Origin of the sequence: Romboutsia ilealis (assembly GCF_900015215.1) — a bacterium.
Taxonomy (GTDB): domain Bacteria; phylum Bacillota; class Clostridia; order Peptostreptococcales; family Peptostreptococcaceae; genus Romboutsia; species Romboutsia ilealis.
Window position 1 is genome coordinate 1,565,135 of the sequence record NZ_LN555523.1, and the last position, 18,800, is coordinate 1,583,934.

The 18,800-nt window shown below is 27.6% G+C and carries 13 protein-coding genes; 1 reads left to right on the forward strand and 12 read right to left on the reverse strand.

Annotated elements, in window-relative coordinates; translation table 11 throughout:
• Nucleotides 1-263: 263 nt before the first annotated feature.
• Complete coding sequence (locus CRIB_RS07345; protein WP_180701743.1) at nucleotides 264-983, reverse strand: FtsZ/tubulin family protein; 720 nt, start codon at nucleotides 981-983, stop codon at nucleotides 264-266.
• Between the two features lie 31 nt (nucleotides 984-1,014).
• Nucleotides 1,015-1,521: a QueT transporter family protein gene (locus tag CRIB_RS07350; RefSeq protein WP_180701744.1), complete on the reverse strand. Its 507-nt coding sequence runs from the start codon at nucleotides 1,519-1,521 to the stop codon at nucleotides 1,015-1,017.
• A 338-nt stretch (nucleotides 1,522-1,859) separates the two neighbouring features.
• Between CRIB_RS07350 and CRIB_RS07355 the strand changes: the two genes are divergently transcribed.
• Nucleotides 1,860-2,204 carry a hypothetical protein gene (locus CRIB_RS07355; RefSeq protein WP_180701745.1) on the forward strand — a complete coding sequence of 115 codons (345 nt, stop codon included), beginning with the start codon at nucleotides 1,860-1,862 and terminating at the stop codon, nucleotides 2,202-2,204.
• A 24-nt stretch (nucleotides 2,205-2,228) separates the two neighbouring features.
• Here CRIB_RS07355 and CRIB_RS07360 read toward each other — a convergent pair whose 3' ends face one another.
• The 10 genes from CRIB_RS07360 to CRIB_RS07400 all read right to left on the reverse strand — a co-directional run bounded on the left by CRIB_RS07360 (nucleotide 2,229) and on the right by CRIB_RS07400 (nucleotide 18,748).
• On the reverse strand, nucleotides 2,229-2,441 hold the full coding sequence (locus CRIB_RS07360; protein ID WP_180701746.1) for a hypothetical protein: 213 nt from the start codon (nucleotides 2,439-2,441) through the stop codon (nucleotides 2,229-2,231).
• Between the two features lie 73 nt (nucleotides 2,442-2,514).
• Nucleotides 2,515-3,447 carry a DUF362 domain-containing protein gene (locus tag CRIB_RS07365; RefSeq protein ID WP_180701747.1) on the reverse strand — a complete coding sequence of 311 codons (933 nt, stop codon included), beginning with the start codon at nucleotides 3,445-3,447 and terminating at the stop codon, nucleotides 2,515-2,517.
• Between the two features lie 75 nt (nucleotides 3,448-3,522).
• Entirely contained in the window at nucleotides 3,523-3,627 is a 105-nt protein-coding gene (locus CRIB_RS12740; protein WP_279386147.1) for an OadG-related small transporter subunit, read from the reverse strand.
• Nucleotides 3,628-3,639: 12 nt separating this feature from the next.
• Nucleotides 3,640-4,761 carry a sodium ion-translocating decarboxylase subunit beta gene (locus tag CRIB_RS07370; protein ID WP_180701748.1) on the reverse strand — a complete coding sequence of 374 codons (1,122 nt, stop codon included), beginning with the start codon at nucleotides 4,759-4,761 and terminating at the stop codon, nucleotides 3,640-3,642.
• Between the two features lie 395 nt (nucleotides 4,762-5,156).
• On the reverse strand, nucleotides 5,157-8,198 hold the full coding sequence (locus CRIB_RS07375) for a glycoside hydrolase family 2 TIM barrel-domain containing protein (protein WP_180701749.1): 3,042 nt from the start codon (nucleotides 8,196-8,198) through the stop codon (nucleotides 5,157-5,159).
• A gap of 317 nt (nucleotides 8,199-8,515) precedes the next feature.
• The gene (recQ, locus tag CRIB_RS07380) at nucleotides 8,516-10,972 is read right to left on the reverse strand and encodes a DNA helicase RecQ (RefSeq protein ID WP_180701750.1); all 2,457 of its coding nucleotides are present in this window, start codon (nucleotides 10,970-10,972) and stop codon (nucleotides 8,516-8,518) included.
• A 306-nt stretch (nucleotides 10,973-11,278) separates the two neighbouring features.
• On the reverse strand, nucleotides 11,279-12,394 hold the full coding sequence (locus CRIB_RS07385) for an iron-containing alcohol dehydrogenase family protein (protein ID WP_180701751.1): 1,116 nt from the start codon (nucleotides 12,392-12,394) through the stop codon (nucleotides 11,279-11,281).
• 364 nt (nucleotides 12,395-12,758) lie between these two features.
• Nucleotides 12,759-14,318, reverse strand: coding sequence for an AbgT family transporter (locus CRIB_RS07390; RefSeq protein ID WP_180701752.1), 1,560 nt, complete (start codon nucleotides 14,316-14,318; stop codon nucleotides 12,759-12,761).
• Nucleotides 14,319-14,684: 366 nt separating this feature from the next.
• Nucleotides 14,685-16,775, reverse strand: coding sequence for an alpha-galactosidase (locus CRIB_RS07395; protein ID WP_180701753.1), 2,091 nt, complete (start codon nucleotides 16,773-16,775; stop codon nucleotides 14,685-14,687).
• Between the two features lie 20 nt (nucleotides 16,776-16,795).
• Nucleotides 16,796-18,748 (reverse strand): beta-galactosidase, encoded by a 1,953-nt coding sequence (locus CRIB_RS07400; protein WP_180701754.1) that lies wholly within the window; start codon nucleotides 18,746-18,748, stop codon nucleotides 16,796-16,798.
• Nucleotides 18,749-18,800 lie beyond the last annotated feature (52 nt).

The following is an 18,800-nucleotide window of genomic DNA, read 5'->3' on the forward strand; positions in this document are numbered from 1 at the left end:
TTAGTCAACTAATCTAATCCCTTAATATTGCTATATTTTAGCAAAATTTATATATAAAATTTACTTTGTATAAACAACGTATTAAGAAGTATTTCATATCACCAATCGTGTATCCTTTCTACCTCTTATGATACATCCACTACTCAAAATAATCGTTAGATTATAAGTTTGTAACTATAAGTATGTTAATCTATAAAGAGCTACCTTAATATAAATTTTATTTTTTAATTTATATTAAGATAGCTCTTAGAAAAATTTATTTATTAGTTATATATTAATGAAACTTTTATTTTTTCTCCTAAGTCTTCTTTTAAATATAAAGAGAATATTGCTTCGTATGAGTCATCACTCTTATCTTGTATAGCATTTAATAATTCATTTAGATATAAAATATCATATATTGAGCCCATTTCAACTAATATCATTAACTTTTTCCCAGTTAATTCATCACTAGTTTTTATAGAATTTTCTTCAAGTTTATTTGCTATTTCTTCTACTGTATCATTCTTATCAAATTCACCATATGAGTATTTTATCCCCATATCACTAGCTAGTCCTTCTTTTATATCTGTTAAATCTATACTTATAGTACATTCATCAGATATAGAGTCTATTATCATATCTATTATATTTAATAAAGAATCTGTGTTATCATTGTTTATCTTTATTTCTCTATTTATTTTTATCTCATTTTTATTTTCTTTATCACTTAAATCAAGACCTATACATAATACTCGTCTTTCATCAGCCATATATCCTATTGCATTAACTATTTGAAGAGATTGCTTATCTTCACTACTGTAAGTTAAAAGTAATATATCAACTCCATCAAGTAATGCTCTTACATAGTCTTTATCTACATCTTTGTTTATATTTATTTTTTCTGTATCTATTTTTTCTACTATTTTACTTTCAACTTCTTCTAGTTTTTTTATACCTTCATTTCCTATACCTATTAATTTTGTGTTTTTTACCTCTTCCATTTTATCTCCTAACTATTAATTAAAGGATATATTAAGCTAATATATCCTTTAATAATTTTGAATATTTATTATTTAAAAATCTAAATAAAGGAACACCTATTATAGTTATTACCACAAATTGTCCAAATCCTACCTGTAAAATAGAAAGAATTAATGGCAATTTAAATAATCCATGTAACATTACTCCACCTATTATTATAGCATTTACTATAGTTGGCCACAATGATGCTATTATTAAGTATCCTTTTTTATCTTTCATATGTTTTCCTGTTAAATATACTAAATATACACTTATAAGTGTAGCTAATGTTCCAAGTATAATATCAGGTACTCCATAAGGACCTATTACATTTGCTAGAAAACAACCTATTGTAAGTGATAGTATATATTCTTTTCCAAATAACGGAAGTAGAGTCATTACCTCTGATATTCTAAATTGTATTGGTCCATAGCTTATAGACCCAAGGACTAATGTTATTGTTGCATATAAGGCTGCAACTACACCTATTCTAGTTATTTTTTTTGTTTTTGATGTCATACTTTTTCTCCCTAAAATATATTAAGCCTATTTAGGTAAAATTTATGTCACGATATAACATCACTGCCACTTCAGTCATATCCGTTACTACACTCATAACTATTGTTTTAAAATAAAATAAACCATAGTTATGGGCTACGGTTTTTTAATAAAAATTAAGCATAATAAAATACTTTTCACCGTAGTTTTATTTATAGACAGGAGGCTTGCGAACTGTCTTATTAATTTTATTTAAATATTATATATTATATAAACTTAAATTTCAAATTTATTTTTAGTAACATATATTTAAATTTTTTCATATTATAAAACAACAATATTTTATTGATGGAGGTAAAATGCCTAAAAATAAATTTCGTACTAAAAGAATGTGCGATATAAAAAATGGATGTAAAGAAATTGGTAATCAGTACATATTTTTAGTAAGTATAATAGCAGCTATAATAGCACAAGAAGTAGATGACAATGATGATTTAGATAACTTAGCTGGTTTTTTAATTGTACTAGGTGAACAACTAGCATTCGCTTCATCAATTAGAGACACTTGTGAAGCAGATGCAGGAGAAGAAGCTCAAAATATTATCAATCCAGAATTATCTATAGCTAAAGATTTATATCGATCTAAATCACCTAAGAAAAAAATAGTGAAAAAAGTTAAGAAAAAAGTAAAAAAGAAACTCTAGCAGATAAACTACTAGAGTTTCTTTTTAATATCTATGATTTTCTGATTCTTGTGGGTTTACAAATTTATGTTTTCTATTCATAGTTTCTTTGCTATATTTTGCTTCGTCTTGAGCTGCCATTTTTGCATTCACTTCTGTGTTATTAGCTCCATTTACTCCTAGTTCTCTTGCAAACTCCACTTTTTCCTTCTTATAATCATACATCTTTTCTGTACTTGGTCTTTTCTTATGAGTCATATTGCCACATCCTTTTGGTTTTATTTCTAAGTTTATTATTTCACAGTTTTACTTTTTAATTCTTATAAAATTTTTAATTACCATGAATATCTTTAAGCTTATCTTTATCTAATCGAGCATCCTTTTTACCATATGCACATTTGCTAAATATTTTTTCAGCTTCGATTAAATCAAGTCCTAGTATTGTCATATTCTCAGGTCTAGCTTCTCCTAATCCATCTTTATATAATCCATATAAATAACAAACTGCTTGCGGTAAAAATCCAAGTAATCTTGCTCCTATACTATCTGCTGCTACTGGGTCTGTTGATGCTATTACAAGGCCAGGTGTATCAACTGCCATACCATCACTAGGTCCAGTTCCTATCATTGCCTTGTCTAAGCTAATAATTGATAAGTCTATTGGAACTTTTTTTGCAAAGCATCTTATAAAACCATGTAAGTCTTCATGAATTCCAGTTTGCTTTTTAGGGTATCCATGAATACTTGCAGGAGGGTAACCCATAGCTATATTTTTAATGGCTGCAGTTACTGTAGCTTCTTCATGGTATTTTAATTGAGTAAATGAAATTATAACATCAGCATCCTTTATAACTTCATTTATAGGAGTAGATTTTATTATTTCATGATTTAGTTCTAAATCTATAAATGGTCCATAATTCATATCTACAAATTCTAAATTTTCTTCTTCTATTATTTTGTCATATCCAACACTTTTCATAACATCAGGAGTTTTAGCTCCTCCTGACCCAGTTGCTATAACTATTTTTGATGGTTCTTTTGTTTTTATGTATTGTATAAGCTTTTTCAAAGTTTTAGGACCTACAACTACACCATCTTTAGGTGCTTTATCTTTTACCCAATTAGGAGTTATTATTACTTTATCTCCCTTTTTTATAATCTTATCCATAGGAAGTAAATCTAGAGCTTTTTCTAAGGATCTACCTTCACTCATGCCTTTTGTTATAGCTACTATTGGATCTTTTACTTTACGATTTCTTATCATATTTTCACCTCTCTAGGTAAGTATTTGCATTTTTAGTACAAAAAAATCCTCTTATTTAAGAGGACTTTAATCAATTTATTTATCAAAATTATTTAATATCTTTATAGCAAAATAAATTATACCCGTAACTAAAAATACACCACACATTCCGATAGCCATTAATTTTAATCCCTCAATCATAATATATCCCCCTTAAGATAATAGTCCAAGTATAAGGCCACCAGCTATAACAGACGCTATTTGACCTGATACATTAGCACTTACTGAATACATTAATATAAAATTTTGAGGGTCTTCCTTTGTAGCTAACTTTTGAACTACTCTAGCTGACATTGGAAATGCAGATATACCAGCTGCTCCAATCATTGGATTTATCTTTTCTTTTTTAAATATATTTATAATTTTTACAAATAATACTCCACCTATTGTATCAAATATAAATGCTATAAGTCCCATACACATTATAAGTAATGTAGATGTTTTTAGAAAATCGTCACCTTTCATAGTTGATGCTATAGATAGACCTAGTAATATTGTACAAATATTTACAAGTTCATTTTGAGCAGATTTAGATAATCCATCTACAACACCTGATTCTTTCATTAGGTTACCAAACATTAAAAATCCAATAAGAGGTATTGATTGTGGTGCTATTATCCCTGCTATTACTGTAACTACTATAGGAAATAATATTTTAGTTCTTTTAGATACTTTGCCTTGAGTATAACTCATTCTTATCATTCTTTCTTCCTTTGTTGTAACAAGTTTTATAGCAAATGGCTGAATGATAGGCACTAGTGCCATATAAGAATATGCTGCTACAGATATTGGTCCAAGTAAATTCTTGGCAAGTTGAGATGCTACAAATATAGAAGTCGGTCCATCAGCAGCCCCTATTATTCCTATAGATGCAGCTTCTTTTAAGTCAAATCCAAATATTAAAGCTACTATTATAGTTAAAAATATTCCAAGTTGAGCTGCTGCTCCTAAAAATATTGTAAATGGCTTTTGAAGTAGTGGTTCAAAATCAATCATTGAACCTATTCCTATAAATATTAAAAGTGGAAATAGTTCCGTTGCTATTCCTTGTGAAAATAGTAAATCTAATATACCAACTACCTTACTATCTCCAAACAATTGAGTTATAGCTCCTGACAATGGTAAATTAGCCATTATTACTCCAAACCCCATAGGAAGTAACAGAGTTGGTTCAAATTTTTTGTATATAGCTAAGTAAATTAGTATGCATCCAATTACTATCATAATTATATCTTTAATAGATATTGCACTTATTCCTGACAGCAAACTATCCATATACCCACCCCTTTTACTATATGTAATTATAATATATTCTAAAGTTTTTTAATTGCTACAATCTATAAACTTCTGTTGTTCTATACTATTATAAAATTTTTATCTATTGTCCATATTAAAATTTCTAGCTTATAGTTTTGCTTCGCTTATGCCCTGTGTAAGTAAATCACTTTAATTTACATATGGATGCTATCTTTTCTCTTGCCAATAACTTAATCCAGTGATTAAGTCCCTGTATTAATAATGAATTTCAAAATATTTTTTATGGTGAAAAGCAATTTATTTATATTACTCAAATTCAGAAATTCATCTTACTTTTTAATATATTATAATTTACTATAAGCGTAAAAGAGCATATCCTTCATAATTTAGAAGGATATGCTCTTTATAAATATTTATATTGGTTTTATTTCATACGTTAAAGTATAAATTTTATTAGGATTTAAAATATACTCCGGATGAGGTAATGCTCTCCAGCTATCATCTCCTCCTACTCCCATTTGTTTGTATATTATTCTTAATACAGTTGCATCTAATGGCTTTAATTTATAGAAATGATCTGCTATTTCTACATCTTCTGGATGATATTTAGATATATTAAACTCAAAAGTAGGAACTCCACTTATTTTTATTCCTTCTCCTTTTTCATTTTTTATTTCTAAATATCTTACATCAGTTTTAGCACCATTTTCTTGAGGTTGAAGATAATTTACCATTTTTTCAGTTACTATATCTTCGTATAACCCTACCTTAGCACTCTTATATTTATCCCAGTAATTTTCTATTTCTCCTCTACCATAATAAGTTATATTTTTAAATTCTTCTTTAAGTATAAACATATCACTTATTACAGGTATTTTAGCTAAATCTCTATTTGGATTTAATATTTGTTGTACTTTTAGTTTAGAATTACTATCTAATGAGTATACATATGTTACTGTACTATTATTATCTAATTCTATATCTACTACTAAATTAACTAAATTAATATAGTTTTCTATTTTAATGTTTACTAAATTCATCTTTGGATTTCTCCAACTAACTGCATCTATTTCATTTTTAAATCCTCTATCATTATTAGTGCTTGATCTCCAAAAATATGGTCTTGATTCTTCTTTTAGTATATTTTCACCATTTACTATATACTGTTCTAAAAGTCCACTTTCCTTTGATAAAGATACTTTTACTTTTTCTGTAGATAATGTTATCAATTTGTCTTCTTCATTTATATTAACTTTATTAGTATTTTCTTCTCTTTCTATTTGTAATGTATTTGGTTTTAATACAACTTGATGATGTTTTATTTCATGACCTTTAGATGCATACATTGTTTCATTCTTTTCTTTAACTGTAAATGTAACTATGTATTCCTCACCTTTGTATCTTTTTTGTACCACATCATATTCTAGTCCATAAGTTTGTCCAGGCTCTAAATCTATATTTACACATTTTTCATCTACAAACTCACCATTTTTAGTTGTAGTTATGAATATGTCATATCTATTTAAATTATTGAATAAATAATCATTTTTTATCTTAACTAAACCTTCTTTTACATCTTCAAATAATACATCTGCATACCAGTATTTAATCTCATAGAATTTAGGTGTTACTTCTCCATCAGCAAATACTAATCCATTTCCACTAAAATCATAATCATTTGGGAAATCTCCAAAATCTCCTCCATAAGCTAAATAACTTATATCTCCTTCTTTTTTAAGAATTGCTTGGTCTTTAAAGTCCCATACAAATCCACCTTGTAAAACATCATATTGCCTAAATAATTTATAATATGCATCTAAATTACCATTTGAATTTCCCATAGAATGTGTATATTCACACATTATATGAGGTTTTTTAGGATTATTTTTTGCATATTCTTCTATTTCCCAAGGTCTTGTGTACATTTGACTTTCTATCTCTGATACATCTTCATACATTCTATGATGAAATATTCCTTCATAATGTACTATTCTAGATTTATCATTATCTTTAAAGAATCTGTACATTTTTCTGAAGTTTTCTCCTCCAAAAGACTCATTTCCTAATGACCATATTATTATAGATGGATGATTTTTATCTCTTTCAAACATAGATTTACATCTTGCTAACACAGCATCTGTCCACTCTGATTTACTTCCTGGAAGTGCACCTTCTTCTTCTTTTTGTCCATACTTCCATGTGCCATGAGTTTCTAGATTTACTTCATCTATTACATATAATCCATATTTATCACATAAATCATACATATATGGATTATTTGGATAATGAGAAGTTCTTAGAGCATTAACATTAAACTGCTTCATTATTTTTATATCTTTTTCCATTATCTCTTTATTTATAGCTCTTCCCATTTCACTATCAAATTCATGTCTGTTAACACCATTAAATAGTATACGTTTTCCATTTATGTGCATTACATTTTCTTTTATTTCAAATCTTCTAAATCCTGTATCACAACTTACATATTCTATTACTTCATTATTTTCATTTTCTAAACTTATTATTACTTTATATAAGTTTGGTTGTTCTGCACTCCATTTTCTTGGATTATCTATTATAGTATTAAAATGTAGATTTGCTTTTCCATCTACAGTAACTTCTTTTTTACTAGAATATATTATATTTTCTTTATCATATAATTCTAATTTTATATTGTAATTTCCTATACCAACTACTTTTACTTTAGTACTAAAAGTCCCATCTTTATAATCATCTGTAAGATTTGAGTCTACTCTAAAATCTACTATATGAGTTTTATTTTTTATCTCTAAGTAAACATCTCTAAATATACCACTTAATCTCCAAAAGTCTTGATCTTCTAACCAACTTGCATCACACCATCTGTATACTTTTACACCTATTTTATTTTTACCTTCTACTAAGTAATCAGTTATATCAAACTCAGATGGGGAGAATGAATCTTTGCTAAACCCAACTATTTCTCCATTTACATATAGATAAAAGCATGACTCTACCCCTTGGAAATTTATTAATACTTTTTTATTTAATTGTTCCTTAGTTATATCTATATACTTTACATAACATCCTGCTTCATTTATTTTAACAGGTGCAAACGGTGGTTTTATATCTTCTCTTCCAGTCCATGGATATATAAGATTTGTATATTGTGGTATTCCATACCCCTTTATTTGCCAATTTGATGGAACATCAATTTCATCCCATGAATCATTGTTATAATTTATTTCATAAAAATCTTCTGGTATACTCTCTATATCTTTACAAAAGTTAAATTTCCATTTTCCATTTAGCGATATATACCTTGAAGAATTTTCTTTTATTCCTTCTATTGCTTGTTCTTTAGTTTCATAGCTTACAAAATCACTATGAGGTTTATTCATATTTAAAGATACTATTTGTGGATTATTATTCCACTCAGGGTATCCATTTTGTGGTTTTTCATATTTAAATTTCATAAATTTTCTCCCCTTTCACGTATAAAAATATTCATATGATTTTATCTATATAAACATTCTTTGTTACATGAAGTTCCTCCTTCTTCATATGAGTTTAAAGGTATATATTATCATAATAGATAATAATCTTTTTTAACGATTATCTTTACCACTATTTTAATAAAATTTACTTTTTAATTCTATATTTTCCCTCAAAATAATAATATCATTACATATAATCTATATCAACGTTTTCCTAGAATTTAGTAAAGTTTTATTTTATAATTAAACGCCCACCCTCCATAACAAAACGTGAGGGAGGGTGGGTGTTTAATTAATTATTTATTTAAATATCTTTCAAGTATTACAGCTCTTATGCTTTCATATTTAACATAATCTGGCATTACCTTTTTAATAACACTTACCTTTTCATCTCCAAACCTAGATATCGCATCTAATATCATTTCTTTTTCATTTTCAGTATACATACATTTTAAATCTATATCAAAATTTATACGATTTCCAAGTTTTATATAATCACAAACATATCCCAGTACTGTAGACACTGATATTTCTAATTCATCTACTACTTCATTTATATCTTTATTTTGATTTAATAAGTCTAAAGCTATTTCCTCATTTTTTCTACTATCTCCGTCTATTACTAGCTTTAGCCTTTTTTTCTCTTCCCATTTAGGAGTTATATTATTTTCTTTTATATATTCTTTAACTATATTTATAATATCTTCTCCATATTTATTTATCTTAACAGGACCTACTCCACCTATATCCTTTAATTGCTCTTCATCTAATGGATATCTTCCACTTATCTCTTTTAAACTGTTACTACTTAGTACCATATAAGGAAGTACACCTTCTAATTTTGATACACTAAGCCTATATTCCCTAAGTCTTTCATATAGCTTTTTATCTGTAGTTACATTAAAATAATCACTATTTAACCCCGTCGTATTTCCCGACACCTTATTGAGCTTAGATTTGTCTATATTTTTTTCTTTTATATATTTTTCAATTATCTCTTCAAACTTCCTACCATACTTTTCGTATTTAATTTCTCCAACCCCTGATATATTAAGCATTTCTTCTTTATTTATAGGATAAGAACTTGTCATATTCTTAAGAGTTGCATCTCCAAATACCATATATGGTGCTACTCCTTCTTCTTTAGCTATTTCACCTCTTAAAGAAACTAACATTTCATATAGCTCATTTTCCACATATCTTGATTTAGTAACCTTATCCTCTTTAAATTCAACTTTAATTTCTTGTTTTATTACTTTTAAAGATTGTTCATTTAATTTTATAGTAGGAAAACTTCCTCTTGGCCCTATATTCTCTACTACATCTAAAAAACCATGTGATACTAATGTATTTATAAAGGTTTTTAAATCTTCATTAGAATAATTTTTCATAATTCCATAAGTTGTTAAAGTATCAAATCCAAGGTCTAATACTTTCTTATTTTTAGAACCTCTTAAAACATCTATTATCATAGTAGCACCAAAACTTCTTTTCATTCTAGCAATGCAAGATATAACTTTTTGAGCATCTAGTGTTTTATCTACTACTTCACCTTCATTTAAGCAGTTGCTACAATTGTTACAGTCTTCTAAAAAAGGTTCTCCAAAATAGTTTAATATACTTTTTCTATAACAAGTATTTGAGTAAACTAAGTCTACCATTTGTTGGAGCTTTTTATATTGAACTCTCTTTCTTTCAGGATTTTCAATCCCAACTTCAACTAAATATTTTTGAGTGTGAACATCTCCTGGTGAAAATAATAATACACACTCACTATCCTCTCCATCTCTTCCCGCTCTACCTATTTCTTGGTAATAGTTTTCTATACTTTGTGGCATATTATAGTGAAGTACCCATCTAATATTTGGCTTATCTATTCCCATACCAAATGCATTTGTAGCTACCATTATCTTTATATCATCATTTATAAAGTTTTCTTGATACTCTTTTCTTGCTTCATTTGAAAGCCCTGCATGGTATTTAGCTACTGAATAATTTCTTTTTAGTAAGCCTTCATATATACTTTCTACTTCTTTTCTAGTTGAAGCATATATTATTCCACTCTCATTTTTATGATTTTCTACATAATCTAGTGTATATTTATTTTTAGATGATGACTTTACTATATTTATAGATAAATTCTCTCTATCAAATCCAGTTATATAAATAGCTGGTTTGTGTAAATCTAGTATATTTACAATATCCTCTCTAACTTCATTACTCGCAGTTGCTGTAAATGCAGTAACTATAGGTCTTTTATCTAATCTATTTATAAAGTATGGTATTTTTTTATAACTTACTCTAAAGTCATGCCCCCATTGAGAAACACAGTGAGCTTCATCTATTGCAACTTGACTTATATTTTTTCCTCTTATTATATTTACAAATTCCATACTATCCAGTCTTTCTGGTGCTATGTATATTATTTTACATTCATCATTTTCTATTTCTTCTAAAACTTTACTATATTCACTATTGGATAAGGAACTGTTTATTAAAGAAGCTTTAATTCCCATAGTATTTAATGCATCAACTTGGTCTTTCATAAGTGAGATTAATGGAGAAATAACTATAGTTATTCCATCTAAGCAAAGAGCTGGAACTTGATAACATATAGATTTCCCACCACCCGTTGGCATTATAGCAAGTACATCTTCTTTATTTATTATAGATGTTATAATATTTTCTTGTCCTTTTCTAAAACTTGTATACCCATAATATTTATGTAGTATATCTAAAGGTTTTATATTCATCTACGCTCTCCTTTAAAATCTTTATTCTAAAAATTTGCTTCGCTTGAGCAATGTGTCATCGAAACACTTCATGTAGCCAACGACTTCGTCCGTTGCTTGAGCCACTACGTTGGCGAAGTATTTCAAAATCTTTTTTACGCTCAAAACCAATTTATTGATATTACTTACATTCAGAATTTATCCACATTTTTAAAAATATTATAATATCTTTAAGCGTAAAAAATTTCAGAAAATAACTATATCATTGATTTATCAATAGTCAAACTATTTTCTGAAACTAGTTTAATTTATATAATTAACATTATTCTAATAAATACTTTGTAATAATTTTAAAATTTCTTCCTTATTAAGCTCATACGGATTAGCAAATATATTTAAAGATGTACATAAGTTAGCTATTGTTTCTAACTCATCCTTTTTTATATTATAATTTCTTAGGTTATTAGCTAGACCTATATCCTTCTTCAATTTATATATTTCATCAACAAATTCTTCTACATTAGCATATCCAACATCTTTACTTAACTTATCAATTCTATCAAACTCAACTTTTGAATTTAATAATAATACTTTATCTTGAGTAATACCACATGCTTCACCATGAGGTATATTATACTTACTAGTTAATGGATATGATATTCCATGACATGCAGCCGTTCCTGTAACAGAGAAAGCCATTCCCGCTAATAATGATGCTTGGCACATATTTTCTCTATATTCTATATTATCAAGGTTATTAACTGCATTTTTTAAATTATTCATAACAATCTTTACTGATTCTATAGCTAAAATATCTGATATAGGATTATTATTTTTACTATAATAAGATTCTAATGCATGTGATAATACATCTATACCTGAACTAGCTGTAACCTTTTTAGGTACTGTAAGTGTTAACTCTGGATCAATTATTGCTATTTTAGGATATAGATAATATGATTTTATAGGGAATTTATCTTCAGTATGTGTATCACTTATAACAGAAACACTAGTAACTTCACTTCCTGTACCTGAGGTTGTAGGTAATGCTATTACAGGTATATTTTTATTAATCTCTAATTTATTTTCTAGGAAATATCTTATGTTAGTATCCATAGCTGCCATACAAGAAGATATCTTTGCACAATCTAGTATACTTCCTCCACCTAAAGCTATAACAAAATCTGCATCACTTTCTTTTATAGCTTTAGTTGTTCTTTCTACATCTTCTATTGTGGGATTTATGCTTATTCCAAAATGTATGTTTTTTACATTTTCACTTAATAGCTGTAAAATCTCTTGTCCATATTCACTATTTATAAATCTCTCACTAGATATTAGTATTCCTTTTTTAAAATTATTATCTTTTATTACTTTGTTTATATTTTTAACTGCCCCACATTTAAATATTATTTCAACAGGAAGCCCAAATTTATAGTTCATATAACTACCTCTTTTATATTAGATTTATTAATCTATTATTTTATCATACATATTATGATTAAACTATATGTGTAGCTAAATTCTTTTTAATCTAATCATAAAACCTAATATTTTATATTTTCTTGATCATCTTATATAGTTATAAATTTTTTTATATTCATCTATATATTTTTATAATTTAACTCGTTGTGCTAGTTAAATATAATCGCTGAAAATACTAGAGTTTAATAAAATATATTTTGATAGTTAGAAAACTTTATATAGTAATTTCAATATATTTAGTAAAATAACTAGCACAATAGATTAATTTAATATCCTTAAACATAAAAAAAGTGCCTATTTATTAGACACTTTAATATATTTACTAGAATCCAAAAGGTATTCCAGCTACCATCCATATTATAAACATTACTGTCCAAGCTACTAAGAAAGTCATAGAGTAAGGTAACATCATAGATGTTATAGTTCCTATACCAGATTTTTTATCATACACTTGAGTAAATACTATAACCATTGCAAAATAACTCATAAGTGGTGATATTATATTAGTTGAACTATCTGCTATTCTATATGCAGTTTGAACTGCAGCAGGATCAATATTCAACTTTATAAACATTGGTATAAATACTGGTGCCATTATAGCCCATTTAGCTGAAGCTGACCCCATAAATAAGTTTATAAATGCTGTTATTATTATAAATCCTACAAGAAGTGGTATAGCACCAATATTTGCAGATTGTAACAATTCTGCTCCAATAATAGCTATTATAGTTCCTAAGTTAGTATAATTAAAGTAACTTATAAATTGAGATGCAACGAATGCTAAACATAAATATCCACCCATTGAACTCATTGCTTTACTCATATGAGCTGCTACTTCTTTTTCATTTTTAACAGTCCCAGCTATTTTTCCATAAACTACTGATGGAACGAAGAATAAAAGTGCAACTATTGGTATAAGCCCATTCATAAATGTAGAATGATCTATTATTGAATTTAAGAAGCCATCTGCTTCTAAGTTTCTTAAGAAAGAGTTTGGCATTACTATTAATACTATTAATCCAACTACCATTGCTATTAATGTAATATTTGCAGCAGTCATAGCTTTCTTTTCTTTATCACTTATATTTTGTAAATCAGAACCTTTGTCTACACTACCTTCATACTTTCCAAGTCTTGGCTCTATAACTTTAGTAGTTAATATAGTCCCAAGTATAGTTATTAAAAATGTTGATACAACCATGAATAAGTAGTTTGCAGTTGGTGTAATATTTACTGTTGGATCTAATATATGTGCAGCTTCATTAGTTATACCTGCAAGCATTGGATCTATTGTTCCTATAAGTAAGTTTGCACTAAATCCTCCAGATACTCCAGCAAATGCTGCTGCTATACCTGCAAGTGGATGTCTTCCATAAGCCATAAATACTAATGCACCAAGTGGTATAAGTATTACATACCCTGCATCTGATGCAACGTTTGACATTATACCTAAAAATACTACCATTGGAACTATTAATTTAGATGGAGTTATACTAACTACCTTCTTAAGTAATGTTCCTATGTATCCTGAACTTTCTGCTATACCTATACCTAACATACCAACTAAAACAACCCCAAGTGGTGCAAAGCTTGTAAAATTAGATACTGCATTTTCAAGCATATACGAAAATCCTTCACCATTAAGTAACGATACTGCAGATACTACTGTTGTTTCTATTTCATTTGTTGTTCTATTTAATATATCCGCTTCTACTGATAACCCCATGCTAGCTGCTATTGCTGATATTATAGCTATCGCAACACATAACATAGCAAATAATGTTACAGGATGTGGAAGCTTATTTCCCCCAATTTCCACAAAGTCTAGAAATTTTTGAATAAATGTTTTTTTCTCAGTTTTTTGTGCTACTGAACTGTTCATTTTTATTCCCCCTTTTTATATATAACGTAATTTATAACGTAAAAAATTATTTCTATATGTTAATAATATATTATCTTCTTTCAATTGTCAAACAATTTAAAATATATTTAATAATCGAATATTTAAAATACGATTTGTATATTTATCTCATATCTATAGTTTTCTAAATATATCATCTATTTTTTGCCAGTTCATTTATTTATTTAAAGTTTTTATATATTTTTTATATTTTTAATAAACTCTTTGAAACATATTAAATATATTATTAATTCATATATGAAAATTGATATTTTAGAATTTAATACTTACTTTATATTTTTTATATTATAATAATAAAAAGGATATCCATTGGATATCCTCTTATTATTAAACTTCTTTTATATAAAGAACTAAACTAGCGTAATCACCTTCTAGTTTAACAGTTAAACCATGATTCATTAAGTATCTACCTGATTTAACAACATCTTGACCAAATAAATTAAATTTATAATTTTTATTTTCATCAAGTCCTCTTAGCTTTATAGTTGTAAATCTATGACCTACTTTAGATTGTGGCAAGAATACAAATAATAAAGCTTCATCTTTATTAACATATTCAAATATATGGTAATCATTATCTACTAAATTTCCTTGTAATCTATAGAATTTACCCTCTTGAACTATATGTCTTATCTCTTTATATTTAGCTATTTTTTCTTTACATATATTTAATTCTTCTTCACTTAATTTTAGTAAGTTACATCCTACTCCAAGTGTTCCCATCATAGAGCTATCAAATCTAAATTCCATAGGTATAACTCTCTTTGATAAGAAATTAGGGCAATCAGTAACCCAAGCTCTCATAGCCTTTATAGGGTATATATGAGAGTATGAATTTTGTATAAATAATCTGTCATATGCATCTGTGTTATCACTAGTCCAGAAATCATCAAAATGTGTAAGCATTCCTAAATCTATTCTTCCTCCACCTGATGCACAAGCTTCAAATAATACATTAGAGTGCTTTTCTTTTAATTTGTCTACTATTTCATATACTGCTTCTATGTGCTTTAACCATAAGCTTCTTTCTTGTTTTCCTAAGTTTTTAGCTCCTGGTTCTGATATAGGTCTATTTGCATCCCATTTTATATAGTCTATATCATATTTTGTTAGGTAATCATCTAACATATTAAATACAAATTCTTTAACTTCAGGTTTTGTCATATTAAGTACAAATTGGTCTCTTGATAAGTTACCTTCTCTATTGTCAAATTGATATATCCAATCCGGGTGTTCTTTATATAATTTAGTTAAAGGATTTACCATTTCTGGCTCAAACCATATACCAAACTTCATGTCCATATTTTTAACTTCTTTTATAAGTTCTTCAAGACCATTAGGGAATTTACCTTCATTTACATACCAATCACCTAAACCATCTTTTGTACTATGTCTTTCACCAAACCAACCATCATCCACAACAAATAACTCTGTTCCTATTTCTTTTGCAAGTTTTGCAAGATTTATTTGTTCTTTTGCATTTACTTTAAACTCCATAGCCTCCCAAGAGTTATAAAGTACAGGTCTTATTTCTTTATTTTTTAATATGTATTTGTTTGCATAGTCATGCATATTATGACTCATTGATTCTAAACCTTTGTCTGTATATCCTATAACCATATGAGGAGTTTCTATACTTTGACCATTTTCTAAATATATTAAAAAGTCAAAGTCATTTATCCCCATTTGAACTAAAGTTTCTCCATATGAAGTTTGTTCGACTACCCCTTTAAAGTTTCCAGTTAATTTTAGTGCTCCAAAGTAAACCTCACCAGTAGTTTCAGTTGCATCTTTGTCTAATATAAAGTATGGATTGTGGTTATGACCTGATATACCTTTTCTATTTTCAAAATATATTTTCCCATAATTTACTTTTTGAGTAAACATTTGTTGTTCTGCACCCCAGTAACCATGAGTATTTCTAAATGTTAAATTTTCATGAGGTATATGCACTTGTCCACTTGCTATATTTTCTATAGCTAAATCTTTTTCTTCATTATTTTTTACTACAGTGTATCTTTCTATTAAATCAACATCTTCTAATACTATATAATGTAAATCTATTTCTATATTATAATGTGCATCTTTTAAGTTTATAACAAGTTCATTTTCATTTATACAGTGTCCTATATACTTATAAACTATATCCCTTGTTTTATCTTCAAAGCTAACCTTTAAACAATTTTCTTTGTATCTAAGACCTCCATATACTGGATATTCTTCCTTTGTTATCTCATATACTGGATCGTTAGTTGATACTTCAGTTAACATTGGTATATCAAAGTCTTCTGGACTATTTATTTTATCTCCCCAATATAAATGTCTAACTAATCCTTCATTATCTATACAAAATGCATATTCAGTATTTTCTGTTGTTAAAGAAAATAGTTTTCTCTCATCGTTTATATATATTCCCATAATATCCTCCATTTACCCTTCTATGCTTTAACTATTTTAGCTTCATATGCTCTTAATATTTCATTTCTAAATTTCTTTTCATCTGAAGTATGATTCATAACAAAATAATAATCTTCATCATTTAAACTTCTTCTTACGACTTCAACACCTTCTTCAGATTCTATTACTTCAAGTTTTGACTCATTTATTATTTTATTAATTATAGCATCCATTATAGTATTGTCTGCTCCACTTCCTATGTAATAAACTTTTCCACCTTCATATTCATTTAAAGTTACTGCTGCTAAATCTTTAAAGAATTCATCTTCATATTTAAATAAAGTTTTAGCTGTAGTAGTCTTTAGCATATCTCTAAATACTGTAGCTGTTCCATTTATACCTTCAAATTCTTCATTTCCTATAAGGAATGCTACTTGATCATCTTGGAATGATTCAACTTCTTCAACATATCCTCCTACCAAATCAGTGTAATATGTTGGATTAAATTGTCCTAATGTTAAGTTGTTATAATAATCTTTAACTGCAGTTCTATAAGTAAATACTACTGTACCACCACCTGATACAAATTTTCTTACTTTATCTTGAACTTCTTTTTTATGTACTATCATAACTGGTAGTAAAAGGACTTTATATTTATCAAAATCAGAATCACTTGGTATAACATCCATATTTATATTTTTCTTATAAAATGGTCTGTATAATCTATATACTTCTTGCTTATAATCCATTAAGAAACTTTGTCTTTGTATTCTAAAACTTGCCATAGATTCATAATCATAAACTACCGCTACATCTGATTTAACTTCACTTTGAGTTAAAGCTTCATTTTCCTTCATTTCCTTAAAGAAACTTTGAACTTCATAGAACTTTCTTCTTTTTACATTATCCTGGTCTATTATACCGTAGCAGTATTGTTCTGCACCCTTAGTTGCTCCTCTATATCTAAAGTACATAAGAGAACTACATCCATGAGCTATCCCTTGATATGACCACATTTTAGCTTGTCTTGGTCTTGGTAAATATCCTATAACATCATGTCCTTGAGCTCCCATTATAGCTTCTGTTATCCAGAAGTTTTGACCCTTTATTCCTCTCATATAATCAAGGCCACAAGCTATTTCCCATGCAGGAATTGGTTCTTTTTGACCACCCCATACTGGATAGTTATTGTATGCAACTACATCCATATGCTTTCCTACTTTGGAAAAGTCATAACTCTTATCAAAGTATCCTCCAGAGAAATCATGTATAATTACAGAATCTTTCCCTAATATTTCTTTTAATAAATCAACTTGGAATTTTGCATACTTTTCTATACTTACACTTCTAAATCTTTCATGTTCCATACGAAGTGATGGATTATGAGTTGTTATAGTTGGCTTTGGAAGTGGTATTTCTTCAAATGTGTTGTACGTTTGAGACCAAAATATCGTTCCCCAAGTTTCATTTAATTTATTTATATCATTATCATACTTTTCTTTTAAGTATTCATTAAATTCTTTTTTACATAAATCACAGTAACATAAATCGCTACCTTCATGACCAAATTCATTATCTATTTGCCATGCAACTATACTTTCTTCATTTTTATAATGATTAGCTAACTCTCTTATTATTATTTCTGAGTATTTATAATACGTTTTACTATTAAAACAATATTGTCTTCTTCCACCAAATACTCTTTTATTATTAAATTCATCTTCACTTAAAACTTCTGGATACTTATTAGCTAGCCAAGCTGGCATTGTAGCTGTTGGTGTACCAAAGATAACCTTAAGCCCTTTTTGTTTAGCTTTTTCTATTACTCTATCAAAATATGAAAAGTCAAAGCTTCCTTCAGTACTTTCCATCATATGCCATGCAAACTCCCCAATTCTTATAACATTGCAGTTAAGTTCTAATATGTTATCTAGATCTTCATCTATCATATTCTTATCCCAGTGTTCTGGATAGTAATCTACTCCTAAATACATTTGTATTCCTCCCAATAGTTTAAATTTCTTCTTAAATATATAATAACAAATA